Origin of the sequence: Rhizobium sp. TBD182 (assembly GCF_001950375.1) — a bacterium.
Classification (GTDB): domain Bacteria; phylum Pseudomonadota; class Alphaproteobacteria; order Rhizobiales; family Rhizobiaceae; genus Agrobacterium; species Agrobacterium tumefaciens.
This window is the reverse complement of sequence record NZ_BDLN01000016.1, coordinates 1-26,416: the sequence shown is the minus strand read 5'-3', so window position 1 is coordinate 26,416 and position 26,416 is coordinate 1. Positions and strand designations below refer to the sequence as shown.

Below are 26,416 nucleotides of genomic sequence, written 5' to 3'. Positions count from 1 at the left end.
AGCGAGCGCACCGGGCGGAGCTCGTCGAAAAGCAGAAGCTGACCCTCGGATTGACCAGGCGGCCGGGGATGCGGATGTGAGAACCATCCTTCCGGAGCGCGTAAAGAAACAGGGCCCCTGAAGATGGGCCCTTTCCTCTCCTCGCCGCGGACAACAGGGGATCACAAACAGCAGGAAAACGCAGGCCCGTGCGAATATTCCGCTAGGCGGGGAACCGTTCGTCCTTCCGCGCATTCAATGACCCGACGGACATTTCCCCTCCGCCCCTCTTCCTTGCAACCCTGTAAGGTCGGCACCACTCGAACCCTCCGGGCCGGAGGGTTTCTTTTTTTGCGGTGACGCGGGGAAATACAGCAAATATCCCGACAAGGAAAAAATCTGCGACGGTAATAGCCGCGAAAGGCAGCAAAAGTATTTTCCTTTTCGTCCGCGCGTTCACCAAAAGACAGCTATTCCCCCGCCAGCAAAACCTCCCTTTCCTCTCGCGACAGAGCCATACGCTGACGGGCCGCCTCGACAATTTCCTCACGGGCCCGGCCAGGCACACCGGCATCGAAGGGCGGTGCCGGTGCGTATTCGAGTGACAGCTGAATTATTTCTGCCTCGTCCCGTCCCATCAGCTCAGCAATGACGGCAAGCCCGAAATCGATCCCCGACGTAACACCGCCTGCCGTAATCAGCGTGCCATCGCGAACAACGCGCTCATCCACCGCGATCGCCCCGAACCGCTGCAGAAAATCCATTGCGTTCCAGTGGGTAGCGGCCCGTTTGCCGGCGAGCAGTCCGGCCTGACCTAGCACAAGTGAACCGGTGCAGACGGAGGTGACAAAGCGCGCCGTTGTCGCCTAGGACCGTACGAAATCCAGCGTCTCCGTGTCGGTCAGCAAGGGATTTACGCCACCGCCGCCAGCTATATAAGCACTACCGCGAGCGCGCGACATGATACCACCAGCCTCACTCTGCGGAGCGCCATTATCGGATATTCCTTCGAGCGCCTTGATCAGCTCAGTCCCGCTGATTATCCAGTCGCGGGACTCATCGTTGCCAGATTCTGCTGATGCAACGTTGATAGCCAAACCTATCGACAGTATCGCTGCCAGAAAAGTTGCCCGGAATTGGTACGCTGTTGTCATCTTCCGCTCCGTTGATCGCTGCACCGGCGTTGCTCGAACGCAGGCCCTTACTCGACGTGAATGACTGCACGCCCGAAAGCGCAACCTCATATCGTGTATCGCTCATAGGCTTTGAGCAGGATTTGCTTGCCTTTCTCGGTCAGGTGCGACGCGTCGACGAATGCGGAAAAGGAGCCGGCCTCAACTCGCATATTGCCAAGTTGGGCGATCATCTCGTTGCTCCCGAACACAACGTGAAAGCGCTCGCCAGCGGGGAGCCACGCAAAAAGGGCGCTAGGTGAAAACTCCAGGATGACGTCCTCATGGAAAACTTCAAAAATACAGCTCCAGGCGCTAACCGGATCGGAGCAGGTCGTTCTCTCTACCTGCTTGCCGAACTCGGCATGAAAGATGGTGACGGATCCGCCGGGAATTCCAGCAATCCCTGCTAGAACAAGGAACGCAGCCCTGTCGAGAACGTCGGGCAGTACCTGAGCTTTGAAGCCATGCGCATGAAGGAATGCAGGGCGCAGAAGCCGCTTTTCATCAAGCGCGTCATCAAAAAGCAGAGCCACTATTTTTCCTCTCCTGTCCGCTTTTCTGCAGTAATGGTGAGCCGAACAACCGAGACCACTTCGATGCAATCGTCGTCGCTGACGGCGATGCCACTCCATCCCTTACTTGCTGTCTTGTACGACGGCTTCGATCGCACTTTGTGACAGCGATAAAACACGTCCGGCAGCGAAGCGCTGAATCGATAAAGCATCCTTGTCTTCCTGCCTGAAGGCCCCATCAAAGGTCGAGGCGAATATCCGCGCCCAGCCCGCATCATAACGATCGCCTTCGACATGAATAACGCTCATCGACGGCCAGGTCACCGGATCATCGGTTTCAGGATCGTGGACCTCGGCGCTGCCGATCCGAATCTGCCGTGTCGTGAGAGGTGTTGCGTTGTCCGAGGACACACGCTTGAGCTTGAAACTATACGTGCCGCTCTGCGGATAGACAAAGTCGACGATGGATGCGGGAGACGATACACGTAGGTTGAATTCTTTCCTGCTATTGTCGCCGCCGCCCGCCTCTATGGCGCGCCACTCGTCAACGGGGATCGGACGCCCGGAAACGATGATCGCCCCTCCTTCTTTACCCAGCGGCTGGTCAACCGATATGATGACCCGTGTCGACAATCCGGACGCCTTCGACGCCGTCGGCGTGTCGTTCTTCCAGGTTAACATTGCCATCGCTACAATCCCGGATGGAATCAACAATGCGACCAAGAGGGCGATTAGAATACCGCGCGCTAGTTTTCGAACCATGATCGTTGCTTCTTGTGCTCGCGGAGACGCCATGTCACTATTTTCCACAAGAAGGCAGATCGGCGGGATCGAAGCCCGGCCGGCCGGTATCCTTCGCGTCGACCCGTACGATGCCGACAGCCTTGAGATCGAGGCCCTCAACGAAGGCCTCGAAAAAGCGAACCGGGTTGTGCGGCTCCACGTAATCGTCAACCGCTCCCGCCAGAAGCAGCAATTGGGAGTGGCCTGTTCCAGAAAGATGCGCGATGGCAAAATAGACCATCAATCGCTATCTTCAGGAATCCACGAGGAATTTTCAGGCCGAGGAACCGCATGGGACATTTTAAGCTAGTTTATCAGAGCTATCCACTCGACCTTCCAGTCGAAGAGCCACGCATCACCTTGCGGGCCTCAAGTGGATCCTGGCCCGGTCAGGAGCTGGAGGACTACGTCGTGCTGGATTTAGAAGTGAAATCTCCGAAATTCTTCTTCGATTCCAACAATGACCCCGAGGATGACGTCTCCCAGTGGTTGAACCCGGGTCTGGATACACAGTGGCTCAAAATACCGTGGAAGCGCTTCGAAAACCGGGACTATCACAGCCTCCAGGGAATCCGCGTCGACTTCCAGGGCGAAGGAACTCCAAACGCCTTGACGAGTGAGGATTGGTGGGAAGCACCAGGCCTTATCACCACCTACAGCGATGAGTTTTTTGCTCGTGCGGAAATTTCCATTCGTCACGACGGTGGTGGCATGTTTTCGGCTCAGCTTTCAGGCACCACCCAGTTCGACACCGCCTTTGACATAGCCTTCAGTGCTCCCTTGACCGTCAAGCTGGTCGGATATCGCAACTCATCGAGCAAAGATGATCTTTTAGCCTGGTTTGACCGCTTTCTTAGAAAAGACGACTTCATTTTCACGCCGCTTCAGCGAGGGGAAGACCTCTATCTCAATGGTGCGGTCAAGTAACAGCAGCCTCAATCGCGCTGAATGCTTCGAGAATGACCGGCGCAGTTCCATGGATCATGTGAAGACCGCAACGGGATAGTCAGGTACCCCGGCGTTTTGAGACAGTCTGACTGATTTTTTGCTACAGGGGCGGCAAGCGTCGTTTGACGGACGTTCCCTTGATAACGGCGGTGCTGGTGACGGCGTGTTCCGAGAGCGCTTCGAGGACGTCGTCCATTGCTCGATCGTATGGACTACGAGACGAGCAAGGAAAGTTTCGTAGCCAGTGATCTTGTCGCATTCAACAAATTCCGGACGCTCCTGAATGAGCCGTTCGACGAGGTGGAGTTTGCCGGGGAGCGGCCGGATGCGCACCATTGCCCTGATCTGGTAGCCGATGGCGCGCGTGTCCACATCGACCGTGAAGCCTCGGATGACGCCGCCGGCTTTAAGCCGGCGAACGCGCTCCGACACGCTCGGTGCGGACATGCCGACAAGGCGGGCAAGCTCGCTCATCGACAAGCGGGCATCGGAATCGAGTGCACCAAGAATCTGGGCGTCCGTCGCATCCGGCGTTGATTTCGCAACTTGAAGGTTCTGAGGGGCTTTTGCCTTCGACATAATAGGAAAACTACAGGATCGCTTCCACGGAGATCAATACCTCGTCCGACCCGCAGATGGGATGTGGCACATCCGCATAGACGAGGACCAAAGGCGAACCCGGATTGTCGTAGATTGAAGCTTTCATCATCTATCCCTTCATGAGGACCCGCTTGGCGCTCGATTATCGTCAACGAGAACAAGTTGAGGACATCTGGGAATCGCGGCGGGCGCAGAAAAGGGGTACCCGCCGAAAGGCAGCGCCGCTCACTTGCATCCCGTTGACCCAAGCTGCTGATCCTGTTCCCGCAACGCGCTGTCGCAATCCACGTCACTTCAAAACGTGCGCTCATCCCATCAGCTATGTCGAACAATATTTCACGAGCGTTCACTCGCATCATCAGGATCTGACCTTCGTGCGTTTGCCATGACTGCCTTTCTTAAACCGCAGCCATACTAGATAATTTTCCTTACAACGGTCTTTCGCCTTGATGGGATTCTGACCTACAACACGAAGCAAAAATCAGGCCAACTATCTGTAATCCAATACTTTCTTAAAGATTAGGATGTCGAGCGGAGCCACAGAGTGGCCAGCCTCGATCTCGAACCAGTCCTCTATCAAGCGATGGATCGCTGGGCCTCCAGCACGTATAGCCCATACTCCGACGTGTAAGAAGGAATTGATTGGTGTCGAGGCCGCTTTGGAACTCCACCCAAAAAGGCAACTATTTTGCGTTCCAAAAATGTAAAGGCAACGAAAAGAGGCATACAACCAAATATTCGCTTTAGATCGACCCCGAATTTGTATTATGATGACACATAAATCGTTCTATGGGTTGGACTTGTAATAAGTGGCTATGCGAAGTGACATCCTAGGGTCAAAGAGTGTTGTAAACGGCGCTCTTAGTCCTTTACAGATTGAAGTTGTTCGAAAACTGATACCAATTGTCCGTGCGGGTAAGTGGCCAATCGGTGGGAAGATCTCGGATGCGGCACTCGCCCGCGAATTCGGCATCTCGCGTACGCCTGTTCGGCAGGTACTGCAATTCCTTGCTGAGAAGGGAGTTCTAACGCAAACCGAAAATCGCGGCTTCATCCTCGTGCGCGTACCTTCCTCAGATGACCGCTTTGAGGAGATTGTGCCACCATCAGAGATGGATGTGTTGTACCGGCAAATTATGCATGCCAGAGCAAACGGCCTGATCGGCAGCGAAGCGTCCGAAACAGAATTGCTGGAACACTTCGGCACGTCACGCGGGGTCGTGCGTCGCACGCTCATGCGTCTGTCTGCTGAAGGACTGGCCGAGCGACGAGAAGGGCACGGCTGGCGTTTTGCCGAATGTCTCGACAACCGGCAGGCAGTCAATGAAAGTTATGCTTTCCGCGCTATCATTGAGTGCGGCGCTGTCATGGAGGATACATTCCGCGTCGATATGGAAATGTTGCTGGCGCTCGAAAGCGAACAGACAACTTTGCTCAATGCCCCCTTGGCATCGATCGAAGGGTCCGCGTGGTTTGAGGCCAATGCACGCTTTCACGAAACTGTTGTTTCCTGGGCAAACAACCGCTTTCTTGAGCAGGCGATCCGCCGCCAAAACGGCCTGCGGCGCATGACGGAATATGCCGAATTCGCCGAGTTGAGCGAGGCTGGTGTGCGCAAGGCGGCGCGTGATCACCTGGCAATCCTCGAAGCCATTAAAAGCGATGACCGAAAGCTGGCCTCAGCCATCCTTTTCCGGCACCTCAGCCGTACTTCCGCAAGTAACGAGGCCCAACCCACCCGGCTGGGCGACTGATCCCGGATGGCGTCACGCATATTTTGCCGCGATCTGTGTGCCGAGCGGGGCGAACCGGCATCAGGGCTTGGCCCGTCATCAAAAAGCTATGTCCTGCTTCACTGGCCCCGGGGTGACTGGCGTGTGCCACGCACGAAGTCGCACGGCATGTCAGAGGGGCTTGGGCAAGCGATTTTGGCCGCAAACGCCGCAGGCATTCATGTTGCGATGGTGGATGGCGATGACGTCAGCTTCACGCATCTAGATACAGTTAGACACCATGCTACGCCTGAGGAAGCCGAACAGCTGCTGATGCATATCGCCGATGGGGGCGTGATTGGGGGCATACATGACCCACGCTTGACCATCGTATGCTGCACCGACGGAAAGCAGGACCCTTGCTGCGCCCGTTACGGCTTCGCGACATGGAAGGCTCTTCGGCAGGCAGCCGATCCAAATCGTTTTCGTGTTCTGCAATCCACCCATCTTGGTGGATGCCGATTTGCCGCCTCGCTTGTCGTTTTACCACAAAGGGCACGCTACAGCCGACTGGAACCATTTCAAGTTGGAGATTTTCTCAACTGCCTTGAACAGGGCATTCCCTACCTGCCTGCCTATCGCGGCAACCCCTCCTACGATGCGCCTGCGCAGACGGCAGAAATCGCGCTGCTAGAATGGGCAGGACAGCGCGGCATTACAGGAGCGGCGACACTTCATAAGACGGAGAGCGACATCTCCAACCCCGACAAAGTTCATATTCACGCGACGATTGGCACGCAACACACCACTATAACCATTGAGAGACGTGAATTGGAGGTCAGCACACGCTGTGTAACGATTGGTGAACCTGAGGGCACAAAAAATGTGGCGCGGTGGATCGCCACATCTGTTCAGGCCACAGACTGACCAACTTCGTAGGTCTCCGGCCAAACTTTCATCAGTCTTTGAGAACTGCTGTAAAAAATGCCTTGACGGGCGGCTGAATGCCGGTGCCATCATGACTGATGCCGGCAACCGTATCGAAACGCGGTTCGACACCAATCGCCTTCAGACCCTTTTCCAGCGTGCGCAAACGCTCAACGCGGGTTTCGCCGCTGTCATTGATGCCCTCCATCCAGAAGGGTGATTTTGGCCCGACGGTGACATCCCAGGTTTCGACATCCGCGTCACCGATCACCAGCTGCACGGCCACCTGACGCATCGCGTCGATATCAATGGGCTGGCCGAATATCTCTTCCATGCCGTTCAAACCGACCCACCAATTGGCGCGATCATCGGGAAGCGTGACGGTACCGGGTGCACCCACCGAAACGGCACGAAGTCGGCGCGGGTGAAGATAGAAAAAACGATGGGCAAATTGCGCACCACCGGAAAAGCCGTGCATCAACACCTTGTCCTTCTCGACACGGTAACGCGTCGCCAGCTCATCAATCATGTCCAGCAGAACAAGATCGTAACGAATACCGTGATAGATCATGTGTTTGTAATTGTGCAGATCATCAGCATCATCAATACCCGCCGGGAAAAGCGGTGCCAGCAGGACGCATTGATGCTGTTCGGCAAAGTCGATGAATTCGTCGCGCAGGATATCAGCGTCGCGCAGGCTGCCATGAACAAGGACGGCAAGCGGATGCACGGTTTCACCGGCCGGATCATATCCTTTGGGAATATAGCAGCACCACGAAAAGCGCTGATCCATGCGCGAAGCAAAGATCGGTGTGCGGCCACGGCGATAAAAATTGAGTGGCACGGCCTTTTGCTGGACGAACATGAGACAATTCCCTTTAAAGTTTTTTCGGTGGTTGCTGGCTGGCGTAATCAGCCAGCACGCGGTTCATACGGGCAAGCACGCCCTTTAATGCCTCGTAACCATCGTTACGCTCGCGAGTTGCCTCGTCCATGTAGAGCTTGCGGTTAATTTCAAACTGCACACTGTGGCGTTGAAGGGCCGGATTCGAATAGGCTGCAACCAGTTCCGCCCCACGAAATGGCTTGTTGAGCGCAACGACCAGCCCCTGCGCTTCAAGAGTTTCGGTGATCAGCGCTATAAATTCGCTGGAGGCTGACCCGCCGTGCAGATCGCCAAGGCAAATATCTGCCCGCACCGTTCCCGCCGGATCAGACGAAATCGCATGGCCAACGGCGGTCATCGAATGGCAGTTGATGTGATAAACACGGCCAAACCGGCTGTAGACGGCATTCAGCAGGCCAGCCAAATGTTCATGGTAGGGCTGCCAGTAGGTGACGATCCGCGTCTCAGCTTCCGCCACACTCATGGGTGCCGCATACATCGGCTCATCGCCCCAGGCGTAACGCCACATCAACCCCATGCCGCGTTTCGCCGTTGCGCTTTCACGCACTGGATGAGGCCAATCACCGTCCACAAGCTGGGTGTCCATATCGAGCAAGGACCGGTTCACATCGAGAAAACTGCGGGGAAAACGCGCGCTCAGTAACGGCGCACCGACATCACATGCCGACGAAAACAGATCATCGATATGGGTGTCTGCGGCTACTCTCACTCGCTCTGCGGAAACAGCAGGGTGGAATCCCCTAGGCATGTCCAGACCGCTATGGGGGCTGTCAAACACCATCGGAGCCAGAGGCGTGCGGGGTGCAATCACCGAAAGTACGCCTTCCAGCATTATATCTTGCAACTGGCCATAGAGCGGGGTCATTTTTGTGTTCCTTCCGTTGCGCCTGGCTTGAGGCGCGCGTTCACCTTGTCCACCGCGCGGGTGATGTCACCGAGCTTTTCGCCATCGAGCAGCCGCTGCATGGTGCGGGCAACACGTGTCTGACGGGCAATGCAGATATCAGCGATGTCTGCCGCCTCATCCGCGGGCAGCACCACCACGCCGGAAGCATCCGCCAATACGATATCGCCCGGCAAAACCGGCACACCACCACAGGCGATCGGTCGATTGAATGTGCCACCAAGATCAAGCTGGCGGGTGGTGACAGACGAAACACCGCGGCACCAGACGGGCAGCCCTTCGGCGATGATTTCCGCGACATCGGTACACGGCCCGTCAATGATGACACCGGCAACACCTGCCACGCGCGCAGCCCGTGCAACCGCACCGCCAAGGCAGGCATGGCGGCTGTCACCCAACCGATCAATTACCAGCATGTCGCCGGGGCGCATCTGGCTTAGCGCGTAATGCAACAGCGTCGAGCACATGGCGGGAATGGCGAGCGTGACGGCAACACCGGCACGGGCCTGTTGCTGCGGCAAGACCGCTTGAATGGAACCGCTCATAAAACCGGTATGACGCAGATGCCCGACACTGGCCGTTTCAATCTGCTGCAACGCCTCGATAACCACCTGGGGAGGCGTAACCGGCATTGCACCGATACGTAATTCAGTCATGGCTTTCTCCTTGCGACGGCCCTGCGACAGATGCCTCAAAAGGCTGTACGGCATTTCGTGGATCGAAACCGGCGAGATGGCGCATCAACCGCGCAGTATGGCCAACTATATGGCCACAAATCACCTGACCATTTTCAGCACTTGCCAATGAGGCTCGACCACCGAGCATACCGGCCGGATCGACCTCGGTGCAGTCAAGCGGTATCTGGACCGGTATTCCGTCAAAACGAGTGGCAGAGACACCACCAACGGGCAGACCGAACACGCTGCTACGCGGCGCGGGATCGCGCATCGCTTCTGTTCGAACCAGTTCGGGAAAAAGATGCATATAGACCGAAGTCATCGGTTCACCGCCGTGGCCGCGCGCGCGCGCGGCGTCATCACCGTAAAGTGTCTTCCACAGACCATCCGGCAAGCTCTGCCAAATGTTCAGCGCCGGTATCAGCACCCCTTTTTCACGGCGCAACTTGCGGCAAACCTGATCGATCAGCGGTGCATTCGTTGTGTGACCATTGAAAATCAGCAGCTGTTCATAACCGTGATCAAGGAAGGAGGTCAGGATATCCTCAAGCACAGCGATGAACGTCGCAGCACGCAATTGAATTCCACCGGCAATGGCGCGGAAAAATTCGGCATGACCAAACGGCAGCACAGGCGCTGTCAGCCCGTCGCCCGCCCGGGCGCTCATTTCCGCTAGCCGTTCGGTCAGCATGAAATCACCCATCGGCGCGTGCGGCCCCTGCTCTTCCTGCGAAGCAAGCGGAATGAGAATGACTGCGGGGCGTTTCATACGCTCCGCAAATGTCTCATGCGTCATGTGAGAAATCGCAACCGGTTCATTGTCAACCATGCTGTTTCTCCCTTGCATGCTGCTCCAGCAGTCGCCCCTTGATGTCAGGTAATTCAAGCTCGGATGAATTGACATTTACCCGCCTCGAAAGGATCATCGAGCCGTCTATAAAGCGTAAGCGAACAGTATCGCGAAACGCCGTTTCAACGAATATCCAATCCATTTCCAGAACCGTGTCGGCACCGTCATTTTCAAGAAGGCGGGCCGAGGCCAAGACCCTCAATCCGCCGACTGGCTGGTAGGAATGGTGCAGCCTTGCGCCGGGTATTGTGGTAACAATTTCAATGTAAAAACCGCATCCGGCCCGTACTTGATGTTCACCATCCGCATCGCGAAGAGTGACACTCAGTTCGTTATTGTTGGCGGCAAGAGCGATGCTTTCGATACCTTGATCGTTGGGCTCGACCATCCAGGTCCCGCACGGCACTTTGTCCGACGAAAACGCCTTGTCCTCATAATCTTCAAGCCGCAACCCAGCCAGACGCGCGTCCAGTTTCTCGGCACTCTCCGATGTACCGCCACCCTTACCGAGCGCTGGACGCAGCAAGTCATAGATAAGCTGATGGACACGGCGATCAGTGTCTTCCAACCCGCCGGTAAACGCCACGACGGCGTTTTCGTCCGGAAGGACGATACAATATTGGCCAAACAAACCGTTGGCGGAAAAGCTGTTATGGGGGCCACGCCACCATTGATATCCGTAGCCTTCGCGCCGGCTAACCTTTTGACCATCTCCAACTTCGTCTGGGCCAAGATACTGGTCGCCGGTAAACACACCGAGCACCACGTCGCGAACTTGCATGCCGGTTGCCGCCTGCACCCATTGGCGCGACAAAAGCTGACGGCCCTGCCATTCGCCACCCTGCAAATGCAATATGCCGAGTTTCAGCATGTCCTCACTGGTGCAACTGAGGCCATTGCCGCCGGTGTTGACGCCGTCAGTGCCTGTGTCCCATGTCATATTCGTAGACATGCCCATCAGCTGGAATATCCGCTCAGAGAGATAATCCGCGATCATCCGTCCCGTGACCTGCTGCACGATGGCTGACAGCATGTAGCTTGCAGCACTGTCGTAGACAAAAACTTCTCCAGGATTGTGAGGTGTGGGCTGGCGCAGGAAATCCTCCACCCAGCTTGAAAGCACCCGCCGCCAGGAGCCTCCAGAAATGCCGCGCCCATGACCGCTGGTCATGGTCAGCAGATGCCGTACCTTCATGGCCCGCAGGTTATCGTCGACCGGTCCTGCATAGTCAGGGAAAAATTGCAGCACCGCATCATCGACCGACAGCAGACCATCCGAAACGGCCAAACCAACAGCCATGGAGGTAAAACTTTTGGTCACGGAATGCATCATATGCGGGCGGGCAAGGGAATAAGGTGCCCAGTAAGCGCTGGTGATCAGCGCGCCATCCTGCCAGATGAGAAGGCTATGCAATTCGAGATCGTGACGTTTGATCTCATCCAGCATGGCAAGGATTATCGCCGGATCTGTGCCACGCGAGTCTGGAGTTGCTCGTGGCAGATCCGTGGTTACTGTTGTCATTTTCATTGCAATGCATCCGCCTGCTGTTTTTCCGTTTCTACGAAACGCCAATTCAGCGAAACGCCGGTTTCTGTGCGGGTCAGGGTTGGGATGGCCGAAAGCAAGGCACGTGTATATTCCGATCGTGGAGCATCAAAAATATCGTCGCGATTGCCTTGCTCAACGATCGCGCCATCACGCATCACCACCACCCGGTCGGCAAGCTGCTCAACCACACCGAGGTCATGGCTGATGAACAGGCACGAAAAACCATAGCGTTTCTGCAGATCAGCCAGCAGTTCCAGCACTTTGGCGCGCACGGTAACGTCAAGCGCCGACACCGCCTCATCTGCGATCACGAATTGCGGTCGCCCGACAATGGCACGTGCTATCGCCACGCGCTGACGCTGACCACCGGAAAGCTCATGCGGGAAACGGTCGAGATAACGCCCGTCGAGGCCCACTTCTTCCAGAGTAGTGCGGGTGCGGCGCAGCTTTTCTTCCCGCGTCGATGTGGTGTCGTGACGCAAGGCTTCCGCCACGATATCGCGTGCTTTCATGCGCGGATCGAGCGAGCCGAACGGGTCCTGGAAGATCATCTGGCAATTGAGACGGTAGTTGCGCCACACGGGCGAATCCGGCTTCACCTCTTCGTCGGCAAAGAAAATGCGGCCGGCAGAGGCAGGCACCAGCCCGGCAATACAACGGCCAAGCGTTGTCTTGCCGGAACCGGAGGCACCGACCAGCGCCACGATTTCACCCGGCCGCACGACAAGGTCGACACCATGCAAAGCCTTTTTGGTCTTTCGCGGCGCCATAAAACCTGCGCGGGCACTGTATGTGACCTCAATGCCGCGCACTTCCATGACGGGCTTTGATTGCGGATCAATGTCTCTCAACGGCCCACGCATCGGCATGGATTGCAGCAATTCGCGTGTGTAGTAATGGCGTGGATTGGAAATGATGTCCGCAACCGGACCCTGCTCGACAATTTCCCCCTGCCGCATGACGATGACGCGGTCGCAGTAGCGCGCCACCATGGGCAGGTCGTGGCTGATCATCAACAGTGCCGTGTTTTCACTCCGCACCATCTCGAGCATCAGTTCCAGCACCTCGCGCTGTACCAGCGCGTCAAGCGCTGTCGTCGGCTCGTCCGCAATCAGCAGGGATGGTCGCAGCAGCATGGCAGATGCCAGCATCATGCGTTGGCGCATGCCGCCTGAAAAATGATGCGGGAATGCCAGCAACGCACCTTCGGGATCGTGAATGCCGACCCGCCGCAAAATCTCAAGAATTTTGGCGCGCCGTGCAGCGGCGTCCAGCCGTGTGTGAAGTTTCAGTGGCTCTTCAAGCTGCTTGCCAATGGTCATCGACGGATTGAGCGAGGTCATTGGTTCCTGAAACACCATGCCCAGCCGGGAGCCACGCAATGCGCGGATTTCCTTACCTTTCATTGATGGTACAGAGTGGCCTTCAAAACGGATATCGCCGCCCGAGATGGCGATAGCGGGTGGCTGGAGACCCATGAGACTACGTGCCACCATGGTTTTTCCCGAACCGCTTTCGCCGACAATACCGACGATTTCACCCGCACCAACGCTGAACGAAACATCGCTTACGATACGGTGGTCATCAATACCGTTTACGGAAAGGCTAAGATTTTCGACCTGAATAAGAGGCTGTTTCATTGCTTACAATCCTCGCATGCGGGGGTCGAAACGATCGCGGATCGCATCTCCGAACAGATTTATGCCAAGTAGTGACAGGGAGATGCAGAGACCCGGGAAGATGCCGAGCCAGACAGCTTCGGCGATGTGGGGACGGCCACTGGCCAGCATGTTGCCCCAAGTCGGCGCTGGCGGAGGCACACCAAGACCAAGGAAGCTGAGTGCACTCTCAGTCAGCAGGACCGATCCGAACATGGAGGTTGCCAGCACGATTACCGGACCAAGGCAGTTCGGCACTATGTGGCGGAACATGGTATAGACAGCCGAATTGCCCATGATGCGGGACGCTTCTATAAACTCCCGTTCACGCAGTGACAGCACCGAACCGCGCACCACCCGCACCATGGAGGGCGTATAGGCAATGCCGAGCGCCAGAATGATGCCGTACATATTGGCACCGGTAATCGACAGCAATGCCAGAGCCAGCAACATGCTGGGAAAAGCGAGTAGCGCATCGTTCAATGCCATGATGACGCGGTCCGTCCAGCCACGGGCGTAACCCGCCAGAACACCAAACGACACGCCGGCGAGAACTGCAATGCACACCGTCACGAGGCTAATAGAGACACTGGTTCCTGCTGCTGTCATTAGCCGAGACAACACGTCGCGACCGAATTCATCGGTGCCAAGCCAATGAGTAGCGTTTGGTGCCTGCAGCTTGGAGCGCAGATCGATGCGCATCGGATCGAAAGGTGTCCAGATGCGTCCGGCAAGCGCCGCCCCGAGAAAACAGGCGAGAAGGGCGCCGCCGAGGATACGGTTTCGTTGATGGCGTTTCATTCTGCAGTCACTCTCGGATCGAACAGGGGATAGAGCAGGTCAACCAGCAGATTGACGAGCAGGTAAGTGACGGCCACAAACAGCAAGCAACCCTGCACGACAGCGTAATCACGAGCGTAAATGGAATCGACTATCAGTCTACCGAGGCCTGGAATGGTGAACACGGTTTCCACCACGGCAACACCGCCAAGAAGGTTGCCAAGAACCAAGCCAATAAGCGTCCAGGTTGGGCCAAAAGCATTACGTGCCGCATGGCGCAGAAGCACCGCCGCCTCATCCAACCCTTTGGCGCGGGCATGGGTAATGTAATCCAGCCGCAGCACATCAAGCGTCGAGGCACGGGCCATACGAACGATAATGCCTACTTCATGTAGCACCAGAGTTGCCACTGGCATGATCAGGTAGATCAATCCGGCAATCGGGTCGTCAGTGACCGAAACATAACCCAGTACCGGTAACCAGCCGAGTTTGAGCCCGAAGCCGAGCAGGATCATCAATCCCAACCAGAAGGTCGGGATTGAAAGCAGCAACGTGGACATAGCAACAATAGCAAGATCAAGTCCCCCATTCTGTTTCCATGCCGCCGCCATGCCGAGTGGCACGGCAATAAGAACGGAAAGACCAACTGCAATCAGCACCATCCACGCACTGGTCGAAAAACGCTGCAACACAAGATCAAGCACCGGCTGGCCATTCAGCACAGAGTGGCCGAGGTCACCTTGCACGGCATTGCCAAGCCAGATGACAAATTGCAGTGGCACGGGTTTATCCAGTCCCATCGACCTGCGGGCGGCGGCCAGCGCATCCGCATCGGCGAGATCGCCGAGCATCAGACTGGCCGGGTCGCCGGGTATCAGGCGGATGAGGCCAAACACCGCCACCGAGACGATGAACAGGGTGGGGACTGCCGACAATAATCGGCTCAGGGCAAATTTCAGCATGGTCAGTATCCGCCAGTCATTCTCACTGGGTTTTCTCAACACCCCAGAAGCGGGCGAAGCCCTGCCAGGTGCGATATCCCTTTACCTTCGGGCCGGACACGCCGACATCGAGACCGTTGGCGAGCATGACCAAAGGTGCCTGCTCCAGAAAACGGGTATGCAGGTCATCAAAGATCGCCTGACGTTTTGCCTGATCGGTTTCCTGCAGCACCTGATTGACGAGTTTGCTAACATCAGCATCATCCCAGACAGCATTGGCCTTCTTGGCTTTCGAACCGACAACCGTCTGATAGGCGAGCGCCGGCTCGGTACGGTTGGAATAATTGAATGCCATGATCTGGTATTTACCGCTATTGAAGCGGTCGAGTTGGCTTGCCCATTCAAGTACTTCGATTTCCGCATTGATACCGGCAGACTGCAACATGGCCTGCGCGATGATTGCGGTATCATAGTTGATGGCCGAGCGACGGTTGGTGAGAATGTTGATCTTCTCGCCTTTGTAACCGGCCTTGGCCAGTAGTGCCTTCACGGCATCAGGGTCATAACTGTAACCCTTGTCATGTGCCGCCGTATGATAAAGCGAGCCGGACGCAACGAGCGAATTGTTGGGAACACCCAGCCCGTAGGTTACGGAATCAACGATCTGCGGTGTATCCAGCGCGGCAATGACAGCCTGACGCATTGCAACCTTCGACATCAACGGATCGGCGGTCTGGAACAGCATGGTCACGAGGCCACCGTGAGGAGCCGCAACAATGTTGAAGTCCTTTTCGTCCTTCAACTTTGCGGCCTCACCCGGCGGCAGGTAGGGCAGCACATCAAGAGCGCCACTTTTGAGACCGGCCACCGCCGTTGCGGTGTCCGGCACAACAACATATTTCACCTCATCAACAAGAACTTCCTTGCGTCCGCCGTAACCATCGGGCTGCTCTCCTGAGATAGAATAGTCAGCGAATTTCTTCAGTGTCAGTCCTTGCCCGCGTTTCCATTCGCCGAACTCAAACGGACCGGTGGCGACTGGCGCCTTCCACTTGCCGTCATCTCCGAACGAGGCACGGTGCACGATACCGGTGGATCCACACTGCGCCTGCGCCATGTAGTTCAGGAACATCGCATCTGGACGATCAAGCGTAACAATAACCGTGTTTTCCTTCGCCACGATTGTCTGGACCCGTGCGTCGCGACTCCCATCAAAAAATGTCTTGCAGCTGAATTCCGGGTCACGAATTAGCTTCTCGAGGCTCCACTGCACATCGTAAGCGGTCATCGTCTCGCCATTGTGGAATTTCACGCCGTCACGCAGCGTAAATGTATAGGTTTTTCCATCGTCGGATACCGTCCATTCCTTAGCCAGCATCGGGCGAACTTCACCCTTTTCACCTGCAGCAACCAGCCCTTCAACCACGTTGAGCATGACGGAATCCGTGCCAGCATCGCGGTTTATGCCCGGTTGGGAGCTTCTGATATCAGCGGTAATCTGCACGTTCAGCGTATTGGCTACAGCCAATCCGGGAAGAGTCAGGGCCACAGATGCAAATAATGCACGCAAGGCCGGTTTCGACAGTGACATAAGTTCGCCCTCTTGTTTTATGTTGATGCAAAAAACATTTCATATGTAAAAATCATAGTCAAGCATGTTTCGATATGCATCATGGAACATGTTCGAGCCACCCCACTTACATCATGCTGCAACTGTCTGCGGCGGCCCATGGAGGAAAAACTGAAACTGGATGTAATAGGCCTGCGCATTATCGAGGCAGTGAAGCTCCACGGACGCCTGACCAAACAGACGCCGGCGTAACCGTTGGTTTGTCGACCACCCCGGCTTGGGCGCGATTGAAACGGATTGAGGCACAAGGTTTGGTCACTGGTTTTCACGCCCGCTTATCAAGGGCTGAACAACTGCCCGTTTGGGTGCTGATGGACGTAACACTGGCCAGCCATCGCCGGTGGATTTCAAACGCTTCTAGAGCGCTGTCAGCGCCAAAGCGGAAATTGTGTCCCGCTAGTCAGTGGCGGTGGCGTCTATTATTCCTGACGGTGGAAACCACTGACATCGACAGTTATCGACGCATCGTCGGCCGAATGCTGGCCATGGAAATCGGTATCCACCGCCGCTTTACCCATATCTTAAACCGGGCTGAGAAAGGCGGGATGGACTAAATTCACTCCAGGATCAGACCGGGCAGGCTGCGCAGCAGCCCTCTTTGGCCCGATCATGTCGCCCGGTCTGTAATAGGTAAAGCATGTAGGTGGTTTTCGGAGGTTGATATAACATTTGGGTCATGGACCGAACCATTGCCATCCGACGCTTAAAGAAGCACGATCGCGCCATAAACGGCATGGGCGCGACGGGCCTTATCTATTTGGATCAACAGCGCGGGATGAAGCCGGCTCTTCCAGCGATTTAGACGTTTTCATTGATTAAGACCCTTCCAAAAAGTTCTCGCTTCTGGACCTACTTGGGGTTCAGCAGTTTCTTGAAGAAAAGCTGGCCATAGAGGTCGATGTGACCACTCGCAATAGCCACCATCCCATGCTTCGCCGCGACAACGACCAATCGGCTGTTCGAGCATTTTGATGGTAAAGCGAAAAGTAGAGCCTGTTCTGGCGGAAATGCTGGAAGAAATTGAAGGCATTCAGAGCCACACGACCGGTAAGACATTAGCGGACTTTGAACAAGCTTGCCGTCAACCGTGGGCTGGAAATCGTCTCCGAAGCATCACGGCACGCTCCCGATGAATTGCTCGTGTTAGCGCCGAGTTGCTGGAGCACAACCTTAACGAAGAGGTCCTCTTTATTCGCGGTCGCTACCATGACCAAGATACGGCATCAGTCCAAAGGTGACTCATCGAAGCGCTTACAAACGATTTCACCGACGATGTTTCCTTGGCCCTGCAGAACGGCGCAGTGGACGTGGCCGACCTGCCATCGGGTACCGTCCTTAGGCGCATTCCTTGAGCTGATTCATATCTTTCCCGCGCACCTGCGGGGACGCAACGGGTCGAGGTGGTTGGACCCTCGGCATTTCGGTCACGTTATTACTCATCGGGGAGGTACGTGGTTTTTCGAAGAACTACATCCGTTCGGATTAATGCCCGTCACCATGTTGGTTTCAAACCCCGACGCTTGCACAGACATGGTCAATCGACTTAAGCGGCTTAGTACCAGCGCCGGTTTTTTTCCAGCGACCACAGTAGTAAATTCGTCGCAGCGCTTTACGGACTCTGGGCCAAAGTGGTCGACCCGCAGTCAACGAAACGACACCGGTTATGTCCCCCTTAGTCTTGAACCGGGAAGATTCGAATTTTTGGTTGCTGACCATGGTATCGGTGTTCTTACCAGTTTGAGATCAAGCCCGAGCTACGCATATTTGACCGACCATGATTGAACTCGTTCTCTCCGGGGGATGTCCGTTCGCGACGCTTCCTGCACGGCAGCTAGCTCAAGCGCGGTGTTTCTAGCCCTGATGTCATCCAGCACGCGGACGCGGTCGGTGCCACCCCGGCCGAGCAGGATCATGTTGACCGTGACCCCGTGAGGCGCGAGCTCCGTCGACAGCATTTTCGACCACCCGGCGTCCGCGGCGCGAACCGCTTTCGACAGGGCGAAACCGGCAATGGGCCGCTCGATGCCCGATGAACCGATGGTGATGATGCGACCCCATTGACGTTCGATCATGCCGTATGCAAGCGCATCGGTGATCGAAAAGATCGAAACCCGCCTCGAATCGACCGCTGAACGCCATGCCTTAGGCGGCTGGCCGAGTGCTGGCGAGCGGCCTTCGGAATGGGCGGAAATGTCGTCGCGCCGCTTTGGCCTTTGCGCTGGCCACGTAGGCGCGGACGATCTCCTGATCCTTTCAAGCGAACGTCCGTTGCCGCCAGTGAGGCCTAAGGCCGCGAGGCGTGGTGCGAACGCGCGAATGACAAATCACCTATGTTGCTCACGCAGAAGGTTTTCAGCCATAAAGGAGACGAAGGCGGACACCTTCGGCGAGGGATGCCGGTTTGCCGGCCAGAGGATGTGGAAGGCACCGACCTCTTGCATATAGTCCTCAAGCACGCTGACCAGCGTACCTCGCCGGAGCTGCTCCCGGATCGCGAATTGCGGCAGGCATGCAAGCCCGAAGCCCCCCTCGGCTAGGCAGATCTGCGGCTCGAGCGTGCTTGCTACCGATGTCACGGGAAGAACAAGTTCAAGGGCCGCGCCGTCCGCCACCATCGGCCAGCGCTCCAGCTTGCCGGTGGACGGATATTTGTGATGATGGCAGGCGTGACCGAGCAGATCGTCGGGCGTCGAAGGCACGCCACGCGCCGCGAGATAATCGGGCGATCCGACGATCCGGTGCGAGAATGCCCCTGCCCGACGCATCATCAATCGCGAGTCCCGGGCTTCGCCGGTGCGGACCACGGCGTCGAAACCTTCGTCGATCACATCCACCAGCCGGTCGGTGAAGTCGAGGTCAAGCTCGATCTCGGGATAGGCACGCATGAAGGCCATGACTGCGGGCATCATCAGCATGCCGATTAGTGGCAGGCTGACACGAAGACGTCCGCGCGGCGCCTGACGGATTTGCGACAGCTCCAGTTCAGCGGCCTCGATCTCGCTGAATATGCGGCGGCAGCGATCGAGGAACAGAGCTCCTTCCGCAGTCAGCATCAACGAGCGCGTCGAGCGATGGAAGAGGCGAACGGCAAGCCGCTCTTCCAGCCGCGCGACCGCCTTTCCGATGGCCGAGCCAGAAACGCCAAGCCTCGCGGCTGCACCCGCAAAACTACCGCAATCTGCCGTTTGAACGAAGGCATTCAATGCGCCGAGATGTTCCATCCACTGATCCCTATTGCGGACATCTATGTCCGATATGATGAGAACTCTAGCATAATTCTCCAATCGCGGCGACCGGCTTATGGTCAGGGCATGACAAACATGCACTTATTCGCCGCGTCCCCCGTCGACCCGCCCCAACCTCGTCGTCTGCCGCTCTCGGGCCTGCTCGCACTCGCCATGGCCGGCTTCATCACCATTCTGACCGAGGCGTTGCCCGCAGCTTTGCTGCCGCAGATCGGCGCGGGCCTTGCCGTGTCGGACGCACTGGTGGGCCAGATGGTGACGATCTACGCGATTGGATCGCTCATCGCCGCGATCCCGCTGACGGCGGCGACGCAAGGCATACGACGGCGGCGGTTACTCCTCGCTGCCATCGCCGGTTTCGCAATCGCCAATACAGTTACAGCCGTCTCCTCTAGCTATCTGCTGACGATGGTCGCACGATCTTGTGCCGGCGTTTCGGCCGGGTTGCTCTGGGCGTTGCTCGCAGGCTATGCGGCACGCATGGTGCCCGAGGCACTAAAGGGACGGGCTATCGCGGTGGCCATGGTGGGCACGCCGCTCGCGCTGTCGCTTGGCATTCCGGCCGGTACTTTTATGGGCACCCTCCTCGGGTGGAGGGCGTGTTTTGGCCTCATCAGCGGCTTGACTCTGGTACTGGTTGTTTGGGTTATCGCGAAGGTGCCGGACTTCGAAGGCCAGCCTATGGAGCGTCGCCGCGGGCTCAGCACGGTGTTTACTCTGCCCGGCGTGCGCCCGGTCCTGTTCGTCACCATTGCCTTCGTCCTCGCTCACAACATCCTGTACACCTATATCGCCCCGTTCTTGGTCGAGGCCGGCATGGCAGCGCGGACCGATCTTGTGCTTCTGGTCTTCGGCACGACAGCACTGGCAGCCATCTGGATCGTCGGTGTCCTGATTGACCGCCAACTGCGAAGCCTGTCGCTCGCCAGCATCGCTTTGTTCGGGCTTGCAGCGCTGGCGCTTGGGCTATGGGGTGAGAACCCAGCGGTTGTCTACGGTGCAATCGCGGTCTGGGGCCTCGCTTTTGGCGGAACCGCCACGCTGTTTCAGACCGCTCTTTCGAATACCGCAGGCGATGCTGCCGATGTTGCTCAATCCATGTTGGTCACCGCCTGGAACCTGGCCATCGCCGGTGGCGGTATCGTCGGCGGGTTGATCCTGCAGCAGAGTGGCGTTGGCGGCTTCGCCCCAGCCATTCTTATCCTCCTCGTCCCGGCATTCATCACAACACTTCTTGCACACCATCATGCCTTCCCACTGGCTGCCAATCCCTGATCCAAAGGAAATTCTCATGACATCCTCAAATTCTTCGATCGTATCGCGCCTGGACGCCGTGATAGACGGCGCGATTGCAGCCGAACGCATCGTCGGTGCTGTCGTCCTTGTCGCGCTCGACGGCAAAACAATATATTGCCGCGCAGCAGGGCTCGCCGACCGGGATGCCGGCACGGAGATGCGAACTGACGCTATCTTCCGACTGGCCTCCGTCTCGAAACTCTTCTCCGCTGCGGCTGCCCTAGCGCTGGTCAGTCGCGGGATACTGGATCTCGATCGACCAATCACGGAATGGCTACCGGCGTTCACGCCGACCTTCGAGGGACGACCGGCTCTTATCACCTTGCGTCATCTACTCAGTCACAGCGCAGGGCTCAGCTACGGCTTTTTTGAGCCGGAAGGCGGGCCTCTCGCCCAAGCAGGCGTGTCGGACGGTATGGACCGCGCCGACCTGACGCTTGCCGACAACATCCGGCGCCTTGCCGGCGTCCCCCTCTCCTCCGCTCCGGGGTCGGCATTCCGCTATTCGTTGGGGATAGATGTTGTGGGTGCGGTGATTGAGGCGGCAACAGGGCTCGCCTTGCCGGAGTCCATCCGCAAGCTCGTCACCGAGCCGCTCCGTCTTAAGGATACCGGTTTTGCGCTTTCCGATCCATCCCGGGTTACGGCTGCATACGCGGACGCCACGCCACGTCCCCGCCGGATGCACGAACCGGACTGCTTGCCATTGCTCCCCGGTATGGCAAGCGTCATGATGGATCCATCACGGGTGTTTGATACCAAGGCTTTTCCTTCAGGCGGCGCTGGTATGGTCGGCACAGCGTTAGATGTGTTGCAGCTGATAGAAGCGTTACGGCAGGGCGGCGGAGATATGATGACTGCCGATCATGCCTCCGTGATGGCGCGTGACCAGATCGCCGGGATCGACATCGAGGGATCGCCGGGCTGGGGCTATGGTCTCGGTTTTTCGGTGCTGCGCGACAGCCAGGCCGCAGGCGTGGCCGAGCCGGCAGGCACCTGGCGCTGGGGCGGGGCCTACGGGCATAGCTGGTTCACTGACCCAAGCAACGGCCTGACAGTTGTGGCCCTGACCAATACCGCATTTGAAGGCATGTCCGGCGCCGGGCGGTTTTCTACCGATATCAGTCGGGCGATCTATGCAGCGATGGCGGAGGCGTCATGAGCGAGAAGTGAAATTAGCGATGCTATCCAACAATTCTAATCGAAGACTACGCCTTGAGGCGGGTTCAAACAGGCGCCCCTCTTTGCGACCATGCTATAAAAACGATTTTTCCGTCTCGCGCAGATAATCTCCCTTCACCGAAATATCATTCGTTCACACGATTAGCCAACAGCTTCATGAGATCCATTCATTCGTGAAGAATCGCCACGATTAGGGCGGGCGCATCCTGATGTTGACACCGTCCGGCGACTGAAGGCCGCGGGGAGATTAGAGCTGTATGCGTATCATCCTGAACATGATCCAGGTTTTACCTTGGATTTCGCATAGGAGTCGCTCGTGAGAGACCCAGTTGGTTTATGCGGGAAGCTACAGCCGGATTGGTAACCCGGGACGCTCTCAGCGAACTTTGGAATACAGGAAAGCGTCCCTTGGTTCGTTCGACAAATTTGGATGGAAAAGATACCGCCGAAGCAACGCTTCCTGGGTCATACCAGCCTTTTCCATCACACGTGCTGAGGCCACGTTCATGACATCACAAGCTGCCTCGGTGCGATAGATCATCGGATGGGTAAGGGCATGCTCGATTGCCCATTTTACCACTTCAGTCGCAACGCCCTGTCCCCAGTGATCCTTCCGGACAAGCCAACCGTAGGAAACTCGCGGTCCCGCCAGTCGCGCGTCAATCCTTCCAACAAGTTCGCTCGGCACTTCGCGTCGGCAAATGACCGCTGGAAACGTGGAGCCACCTTCCCACTCCAGATAGGAGCGTTCCGCAGCTTCCTGCGTCTGGGAAAGGTCTGTGTGCGGACGCCAAGTGAGATATTTCGTCACTTCACGATCAGTTGCCCAACCAGCAAAGATTGCGTCGCCATCAGATGGTTGAACCCGCCTGACTAGAAACCGCTCTGTGAAGAATTCCTCCGGGAGGCGATACGCCAAGTCCATTCCATCGATCCTTGATCGCGCTCTTGCCAGCGCCATTGCAGCGTACCGCTTGGCGGCGCAACGTACATTACTTGCGGCCGATCCCATGCGACGTTTATAGATTTCCCAAATTAGCCATGGAAATCAGTGCCTGAAATGGAATTCTGTGGTTTTTCTATCTAATGCCGCACTTTTCATCAATATGCTCCCAACCAAGGCGACATTGAATTGCAAAGTGACCGTGACCTGCCACTGAGAATTTCCTCCAGAATAAATTAGAGTCCGGCCCATTTTGAACCGCCCCAGGTTTCTGGACCAGCTGAGGCTAGAGTTTTCCGGCTTCGCAGAGCGGCCGCCCGGCGGTGGGGCAGGTGTCCACACCTCGCCAGACATCAGGGCGGTGTTGCCCGACCGAACAAACCGCACGGTGGCTCCGCGCAGATCACCATTTGATGGTCATTTCTACATCAGATTTCAAATCACGTCGCTAGTGCAGCCACTCGCAACGATAGGCGATGACCGGGTCGGCAAATCCTTTCAGTCTGTATTGATTGCCATGGACGAGGACATCGGCGCTGCCATATTCCTGGAAGGTCTTGTCCGATATCAGGATCTGGTCGCTCTCGGCCGCGGCACAGAGCCTGGCTGCCAGTTGCACTGTCGCACCGAAGAAATCATTGCTGTCCTCGATCGGCTCACCACAATCCAGTCCAATGCGGATGTGAATGGGCTCACCGTTGCCGCTGTTGTAGCGATGGAACTCGCGTTGGATATCAATGGCGCAATCCACGGCAAACGGTACGGACGAGAATACAGCCATTATGCCGTCGCCGGTGTGCTTGACCTCCCGCCCCGACCGTCGCCCGAGACAACCGCGAACCAGGGCATCGTGTGCGCGGACTAGTTCCGCCGCCATACGATCGCCAAGGCGGGCCGTCATCTCGGTTGAACCGACAATATCAGTGAACAGGATCGCACGGTGGCCGGCATCCATATCTTTCGAGATGGTAGCAAGCGACAAGGGATCCTGTATTCGCCCGAGAAACGCTTCCACAGCGGAGAGAGCGACTTCCACAACTTCACTGGCGACAAATCCGTGGGCTTCCCGATGTACGCACTGCGCAGTTTCAGCGTCTGGAGCATCGATAAGGCAAAAGGCCGTACCACGCCTTTCATCAAACCAGTAGGTCAGGAACCTGACGCCGTACTGATCCTGAATGTTGAGATCTTTAAGGTGTGCCGCGGCGATATCCGCCGCTGAAACTCCGGCAAGCTCGTGCCGGTCCATGAAGATAGGCATTGCTTCCTCCCGGGAGTATATCGTTGCCTGGTCTTGAAGCCAGTTTACGACTTCCCCGCGCCATCGTCCATCACTCTTACCTGTAACGCTAGTCAGGAGCGGACCACCGATAGAGCGATATTGGTTTGCGTGACAAATTCAGGGTATTCGGCTATCTTACGTCGCCTACGAGCATTCACTGACGCGTAAATTTTCGGTCAGCCTTTGCCCGCCAACTCAATTAATTGGGGGGAATGAAATGACACAGCTCGACGAAACAAAACTGAATTCTTTTATTGGCAAAATGCTGGGCGATCTAGGGGGAGCCTTCAGTGTTCCAACTGTCAGGATTGGCTTGAGATTGGGCCTGTTCGATACGTTGCACCGCGCCGGACCGCTAACATCCACAGGCCTTGCGGCAGCCTCCGGTAACCTGTTGGAACGCTACGTCAGGGAGTGGGCGCTGGCACAGGCGGCAAACAGCTACATCGACTACGACAGCGGTTCCGGGATGTTCAGTCTCTCACCCGAGCAGGCCATGGTGTTTGTCAACAAGGACAGCCCCGTCTATCTCGAAGGAGCTTTCGATCTGGTCGCGGCGATGATCGAGGGAGAGCCCAAGGTTGAGCACAGCTTCCGGACCGGCGGCGGGGTGCGATGGGGTGACACTGCAGGTTGCCTATTCTGCGCAACGGGCGCGTTCTTTCGGCCGGGATATGTGAACAATATTGTCCAATCGTGGCTGCCCGCCCTTCATGGCGTCGAGGACAAACTGGTGAAAGGCGCCCGGGTCGCCGATGTCGGCTGTGGCGTCGGTTTCTCGACAATTCTTATGGCCGAGGCCTACCCCAACGCCAGCTTCACAGGGTATGACTTCCACGAGCCATCCATAGAAGAGGCGAACAAGCATGCCCGAAGCCATGGGGTGGACGACCGGGTGAAATTCGTGGCGGCGACGGCCAAAGACATCAAGGATACGGATTTCGATCTCATCACCAGTTTCGACTGTCTGCATGATATGGGTGATCCGCGTGGGTGTGCGGGGCACATGTCTCGTATCCTTAAAAAGGACGGCACCTGGATGATCGTTGAACCTATCGCGGGCGACCGGCCGGCGGACAATATGAATCCTGTCGGCCGCCTTTACTACAATGCATCAACGATGATCTGCGTGCCAACGTCACTTGACCAGGAGGTTGGTGAAGGATTGGGAGCTCAGGCCGGCGAAGCTAAGCTCTCAGAGGTCATTCGTTCGGGTGGCTTTTCCAGCATCAGGCGAGCCTTCACCGGGCCTTTCAACATGGTTCTGGAAGCGCGGGTTTAGAAGTGTTTCGGGAGCGTTGCGCGCCGGCATTGTAGACCAGAGCATTTGCCAGTTCATAGTGCGGAACATGGCGACGAGATTTGGTGGGGATCAGCCGTTCGTGCTCTTGCGTCGTCGACGAGGTTGCGGCGCTTTCCGGTGAGGCGCTCGAACTCGGGTTCGTCATCAACACATGAGATGGCCTGCCGCGATGAGTGATGATCACAGGTCCCGCTTGGGCGGCTTTCTTTGCCTTGCTAACGTCAAGATCGACTTCACTGCAGGACAAACGTGTCATGGTCATCGGAAACCTCTATGTAATCTGAAATCCGCAATGCGGAGGAGCCACCTCCCCTGCGGCATCCCAATCTGGCAAAATTTTATCATGAGGAGATCGCTGCTCTTCACGACCAGCTTTGCAACGAGGCGACGAGGGCACAGGCGGCCGACAAGCTTCGCACGCTGGTAAACCGCATTGATCTCGTGCCAGATGGTGCGGAACTGGTGATCGTACTGCGCGGCAATCTGGCCGCGATCCTGACGTTTGCTTCTGGCAAGAGGAAAACAGAGTTCCTCAACGAGAGGGCGATACTTGACAAACTGTTGAGCCGAGCCAGGCGATCGAAGGGCAAAAACGCAAAAAGCCTCGTGATGGGGCTTTATTGGGATCGCAGG

23 protein-coding genes and 3 pseudogenes are annotated in these 26,416 nt (G+C 56.8%); 7 read left to right on the top strand and 19 right to left on the bottom strand.

Annotated elements, in window-relative coordinates; genetic code table 11:
* Positions 1 to 449 precede the first annotated feature (449 nt).
* The 4 genes and pseudogenes from T18_RS25575 to T18_RS25560 form a co-directional block, all read right to left on the bottom strand.
* Positions 450 to 914, bottom strand: a pseudogene (locus tag T18_RS25575) (DJ-1/PfpI family protein); the annotation flags it as partial.
* A gap of 305 nt (positions 915 to 1,219) precedes the next feature.
* Positions 1,220 to 1,687, bottom strand: coding sequence for a hypothetical protein (locus T18_RS25570; RefSeq protein ID WP_038495671.1), 468 nt, complete (start codon positions 1,685 to 1,687; stop codon positions 1,220 to 1,222).
* A 102-nt stretch (positions 1,688 to 1,789) separates the two neighbouring features.
* Positions 1,790 to 2,461 (bottom strand): hypothetical protein, encoded by a 672-nt coding sequence (locus tag T18_RS25565; RefSeq protein ID WP_121556217.1) that lies wholly within the window; start codon positions 2,459 to 2,461, stop codon positions 1,790 to 1,792.
* A gap of 4 nt (positions 2,462 to 2,465) precedes the next feature.
* On the bottom strand, positions 2,466 to 2,690 hold the full coding sequence (locus T18_RS25560) for a hypothetical protein (RefSeq protein WP_038495668.1): 225 nt from the start codon (positions 2,688 to 2,690) through the stop codon (positions 2,466 to 2,468).
* 50 nt (positions 2,691 to 2,740) lie between these two features.
* On the opposite strand from T18_RS25560, the gene T18_RS25555 reads away from it, so the two are divergent.
* Positions 2,741 to 3,376, top strand: coding sequence for a hypothetical protein (locus tag T18_RS25555; protein WP_038495665.1), 636 nt, complete (start codon positions 2,741 to 2,743; stop codon positions 3,374 to 3,376).
* A 121-nt stretch (positions 3,377 to 3,497) separates the two neighbouring features.
* Here the strand turns inward: T18_RS25555 and T18_RS25550 are convergent.
* A pseudogene (locus T18_RS25550) lies at positions 3,498 to 3,976 on the bottom strand (Lrp/AsnC family transcriptional regulator).
* Between the two features lie 836 nt (positions 3,977 to 4,812).
* On the opposite strand from T18_RS25550, the gene T18_RS25545 reads away from it, so the two are divergent.
* Together T18_RS25545 and T18_RS25540 are read left to right on the top strand one after the other, a co-directional pair.
* Entirely contained in the window at positions 4,813 to 5,751 is a 939-nt protein-coding gene (locus T18_RS25545; RefSeq protein ID WP_046205632.1) for a GntR family transcriptional regulator, read from the top strand.
* A 147-nt stretch (positions 5,752 to 5,898) separates the two neighbouring features.
* Positions 5,899 to 6,636, top strand: coding sequence for a sucrase ferredoxin (locus T18_RS25540; RefSeq protein ID WP_233284978.1), 738 nt, complete (start codon positions 5,899 to 5,901; stop codon positions 6,634 to 6,636).
* Between the two features lie 31 nt (positions 6,637 to 6,667).
* Here the strand turns inward: T18_RS25540 and T18_RS25535 are convergent, their stop codons facing one another.
* From T18_RS25535 to T18_RS25495, 9 genes are read right to left on the bottom strand one after another with little or no spacing between them, the layout of a single operon-like run.
* Positions 6,668 to 7,501, bottom strand: a complete 834-nt coding sequence (locus T18_RS25535) for a hydrolase (protein WP_038495655.1) — start codon at positions 7,499 to 7,501, stop codon at positions 6,668 to 6,670.
* A gap of 13 nt (positions 7,502 to 7,514) precedes the next feature.
* Positions 7,515 to 8,408: an N-formylglutamate amidohydrolase gene (locus T18_RS25530; RefSeq protein WP_038495653.1), complete on the bottom strand. Its 894-nt coding sequence runs from the start codon at positions 8,406 to 8,408 to the stop codon at positions 7,515 to 7,517.
* Positions 8,405 to 9,103 (bottom strand): RraA family protein, encoded by a 699-nt coding sequence (locus tag T18_RS25525; protein ID WP_038495650.1) that lies wholly within the window; start codon positions 9,101 to 9,103, stop codon positions 8,405 to 8,407. The genes T18_RS25530 and T18_RS25525 overlap by 4 nt, the downstream gene beginning before the upstream one ends.
* On the bottom strand, positions 9,096 to 9,953 hold the full coding sequence (locus T18_RS25520) for a creatininase family protein (RefSeq protein ID WP_038495648.1): 858 nt from the start codon (positions 9,951 to 9,953) through the stop codon (positions 9,096 to 9,098). Before T18_RS25520 ends, T18_RS25525 begins: the two co-directional genes overlap by 8 nt.
* Positions 9,946 to 11,502, bottom strand: coding sequence for a serine hydrolase domain-containing protein (locus T18_RS25515; RefSeq protein WP_038495645.1), 1,557 nt, complete (start codon positions 11,500 to 11,502; stop codon positions 9,946 to 9,948). The genes T18_RS25520 and T18_RS25515 overlap by 8 nt, the downstream gene beginning before the upstream one ends.
* Positions 11,499 to 13,163 (bottom strand): ABC transporter ATP-binding protein, encoded by a 1,665-nt coding sequence (locus T18_RS25510; protein WP_038495642.1) that lies wholly within the window; start codon positions 13,161 to 13,163, stop codon positions 11,499 to 11,501. Before T18_RS25510 ends, T18_RS25515 begins: the two co-directional genes overlap by 4 nt.
* Positions 13,164 to 13,166: 3 nt before the next feature.
* A complete protein-coding gene (locus T18_RS25505) occupies positions 13,167 to 13,982 on the bottom strand; it encodes an ABC transporter permease (protein ID WP_038495639.1) in 816 nt (271 codons plus the stop codon).
* Positions 13,979 to 14,923 (bottom strand): ABC transporter permease, encoded by a 945-nt coding sequence (locus T18_RS25500; RefSeq protein WP_038495636.1) that lies wholly within the window; start codon positions 14,921 to 14,923, stop codon positions 13,979 to 13,981. The genes T18_RS25505 and T18_RS25500 overlap by 4 nt, the downstream gene beginning before the upstream one ends.
* 22 nt (positions 14,924 to 14,945) lie before the next feature.
* A complete protein-coding gene (locus T18_RS25495; protein ID WP_233284977.1) occupies positions 14,946 to 16,337 on the bottom strand; it encodes an ABC transporter substrate-binding protein in 1,392 nt (463 codons plus the stop codon).
* A gap of 864 nt (positions 16,338 to 17,201) precedes the next feature.
* On the opposite strand from T18_RS25495, the gene T18_RS28130 reads away from it, so the two are divergent.
* Positions 17,202 to 17,351, top strand: a complete 150-nt coding sequence (locus T18_RS28130) for a nucleotidyltransferase domain-containing protein (RefSeq protein WP_323131579.1) — start codon at positions 17,202 to 17,204, stop codon at positions 17,349 to 17,351.
* Between the two features lie 935 nt (positions 17,352 to 18,286).
* On the opposite strand, the gene T18_RS25480 is transcribed toward T18_RS28130, so the two are convergent.
* Together T18_RS25480 and T18_RS25475 are read right to left on the bottom strand one after the other, a co-directional pair.
* On the bottom strand, positions 18,287 to 18,724 hold the full coding sequence (locus tag T18_RS25480; RefSeq protein WP_233284990.1) for an SDR family NAD(P)-dependent oxidoreductase: 438 nt from the start codon (positions 18,722 to 18,724) through the stop codon (positions 18,287 to 18,289).
* Between the two features lie 132 nt (positions 18,725 to 18,856).
* Entirely contained in the window at positions 18,857 to 19,753 is an 897-nt protein-coding gene (locus T18_RS25475; RefSeq protein ID WP_038495630.1) for a LysR family transcriptional regulator, read from the bottom strand.
* Positions 19,754 to 19,843: 90 nt separating this feature from the next.
* Here T18_RS25475 and T18_RS25470 point away from each other — a divergent pair, with 90 nt between their 5' ends.
* Entirely contained in the window at positions 19,844 to 21,052 is a 1,209-nt protein-coding gene (locus T18_RS25470) for an MFS transporter (protein WP_038495627.1), read from the top strand.
* A 16-nt stretch (positions 21,053 to 21,068) separates the two neighbouring features.
* On the top strand, positions 21,069 to 22,235 hold the full coding sequence (locus tag T18_RS25465) for a serine hydrolase domain-containing protein (RefSeq protein ID WP_038495626.1): 1,167 nt from the start codon (positions 21,069 to 21,071) through the stop codon (positions 22,233 to 22,235).
* Positions 22,236 to 22,631: 396 nt separating this feature from the next.
* On the opposite strand, the gene T18_RS25460 is transcribed toward T18_RS25465, so the two are convergent.
* Positions 22,632 to 23,180, bottom strand: coding sequence for a GNAT family N-acetyltransferase (locus T18_RS25460; RefSeq protein WP_013762451.1), 549 nt, complete (start codon positions 23,178 to 23,180; stop codon positions 22,632 to 22,634).
* A gap of 466 nt (positions 23,181 to 23,646) precedes the next feature.
* Positions 23,647 to 24,459: a nickel-binding protein gene (locus T18_RS25455; protein WP_038495622.1), complete on the bottom strand. Its 813-nt coding sequence runs from the start codon at positions 24,457 to 24,459 to the stop codon at positions 23,647 to 23,649.
* 238 nt (positions 24,460 to 24,697) lie between these two features.
* On the opposite strand from T18_RS25455, the gene T18_RS25450 reads away from it, so the two are divergent.
* Positions 24,698 to 25,762, top strand: a complete 1,065-nt coding sequence (locus T18_RS25450; RefSeq protein WP_038495619.1) for a class I SAM-dependent methyltransferase — start codon at positions 24,698 to 24,700, stop codon at positions 25,760 to 25,762.
* A 53-nt stretch (positions 25,763 to 25,815) separates the two neighbouring features.
* On the opposite strand, the pseudogene T18_RS28125 reads toward T18_RS25450, so the two are convergent.
* Positions 25,816 to 26,045: pseudogene (locus T18_RS28125) on the bottom strand (type II toxin-antitoxin system prevent-host-death family antitoxin).
* Between the last annotated feature and the right edge of the window lie 371 nt (positions 26,046 to 26,416).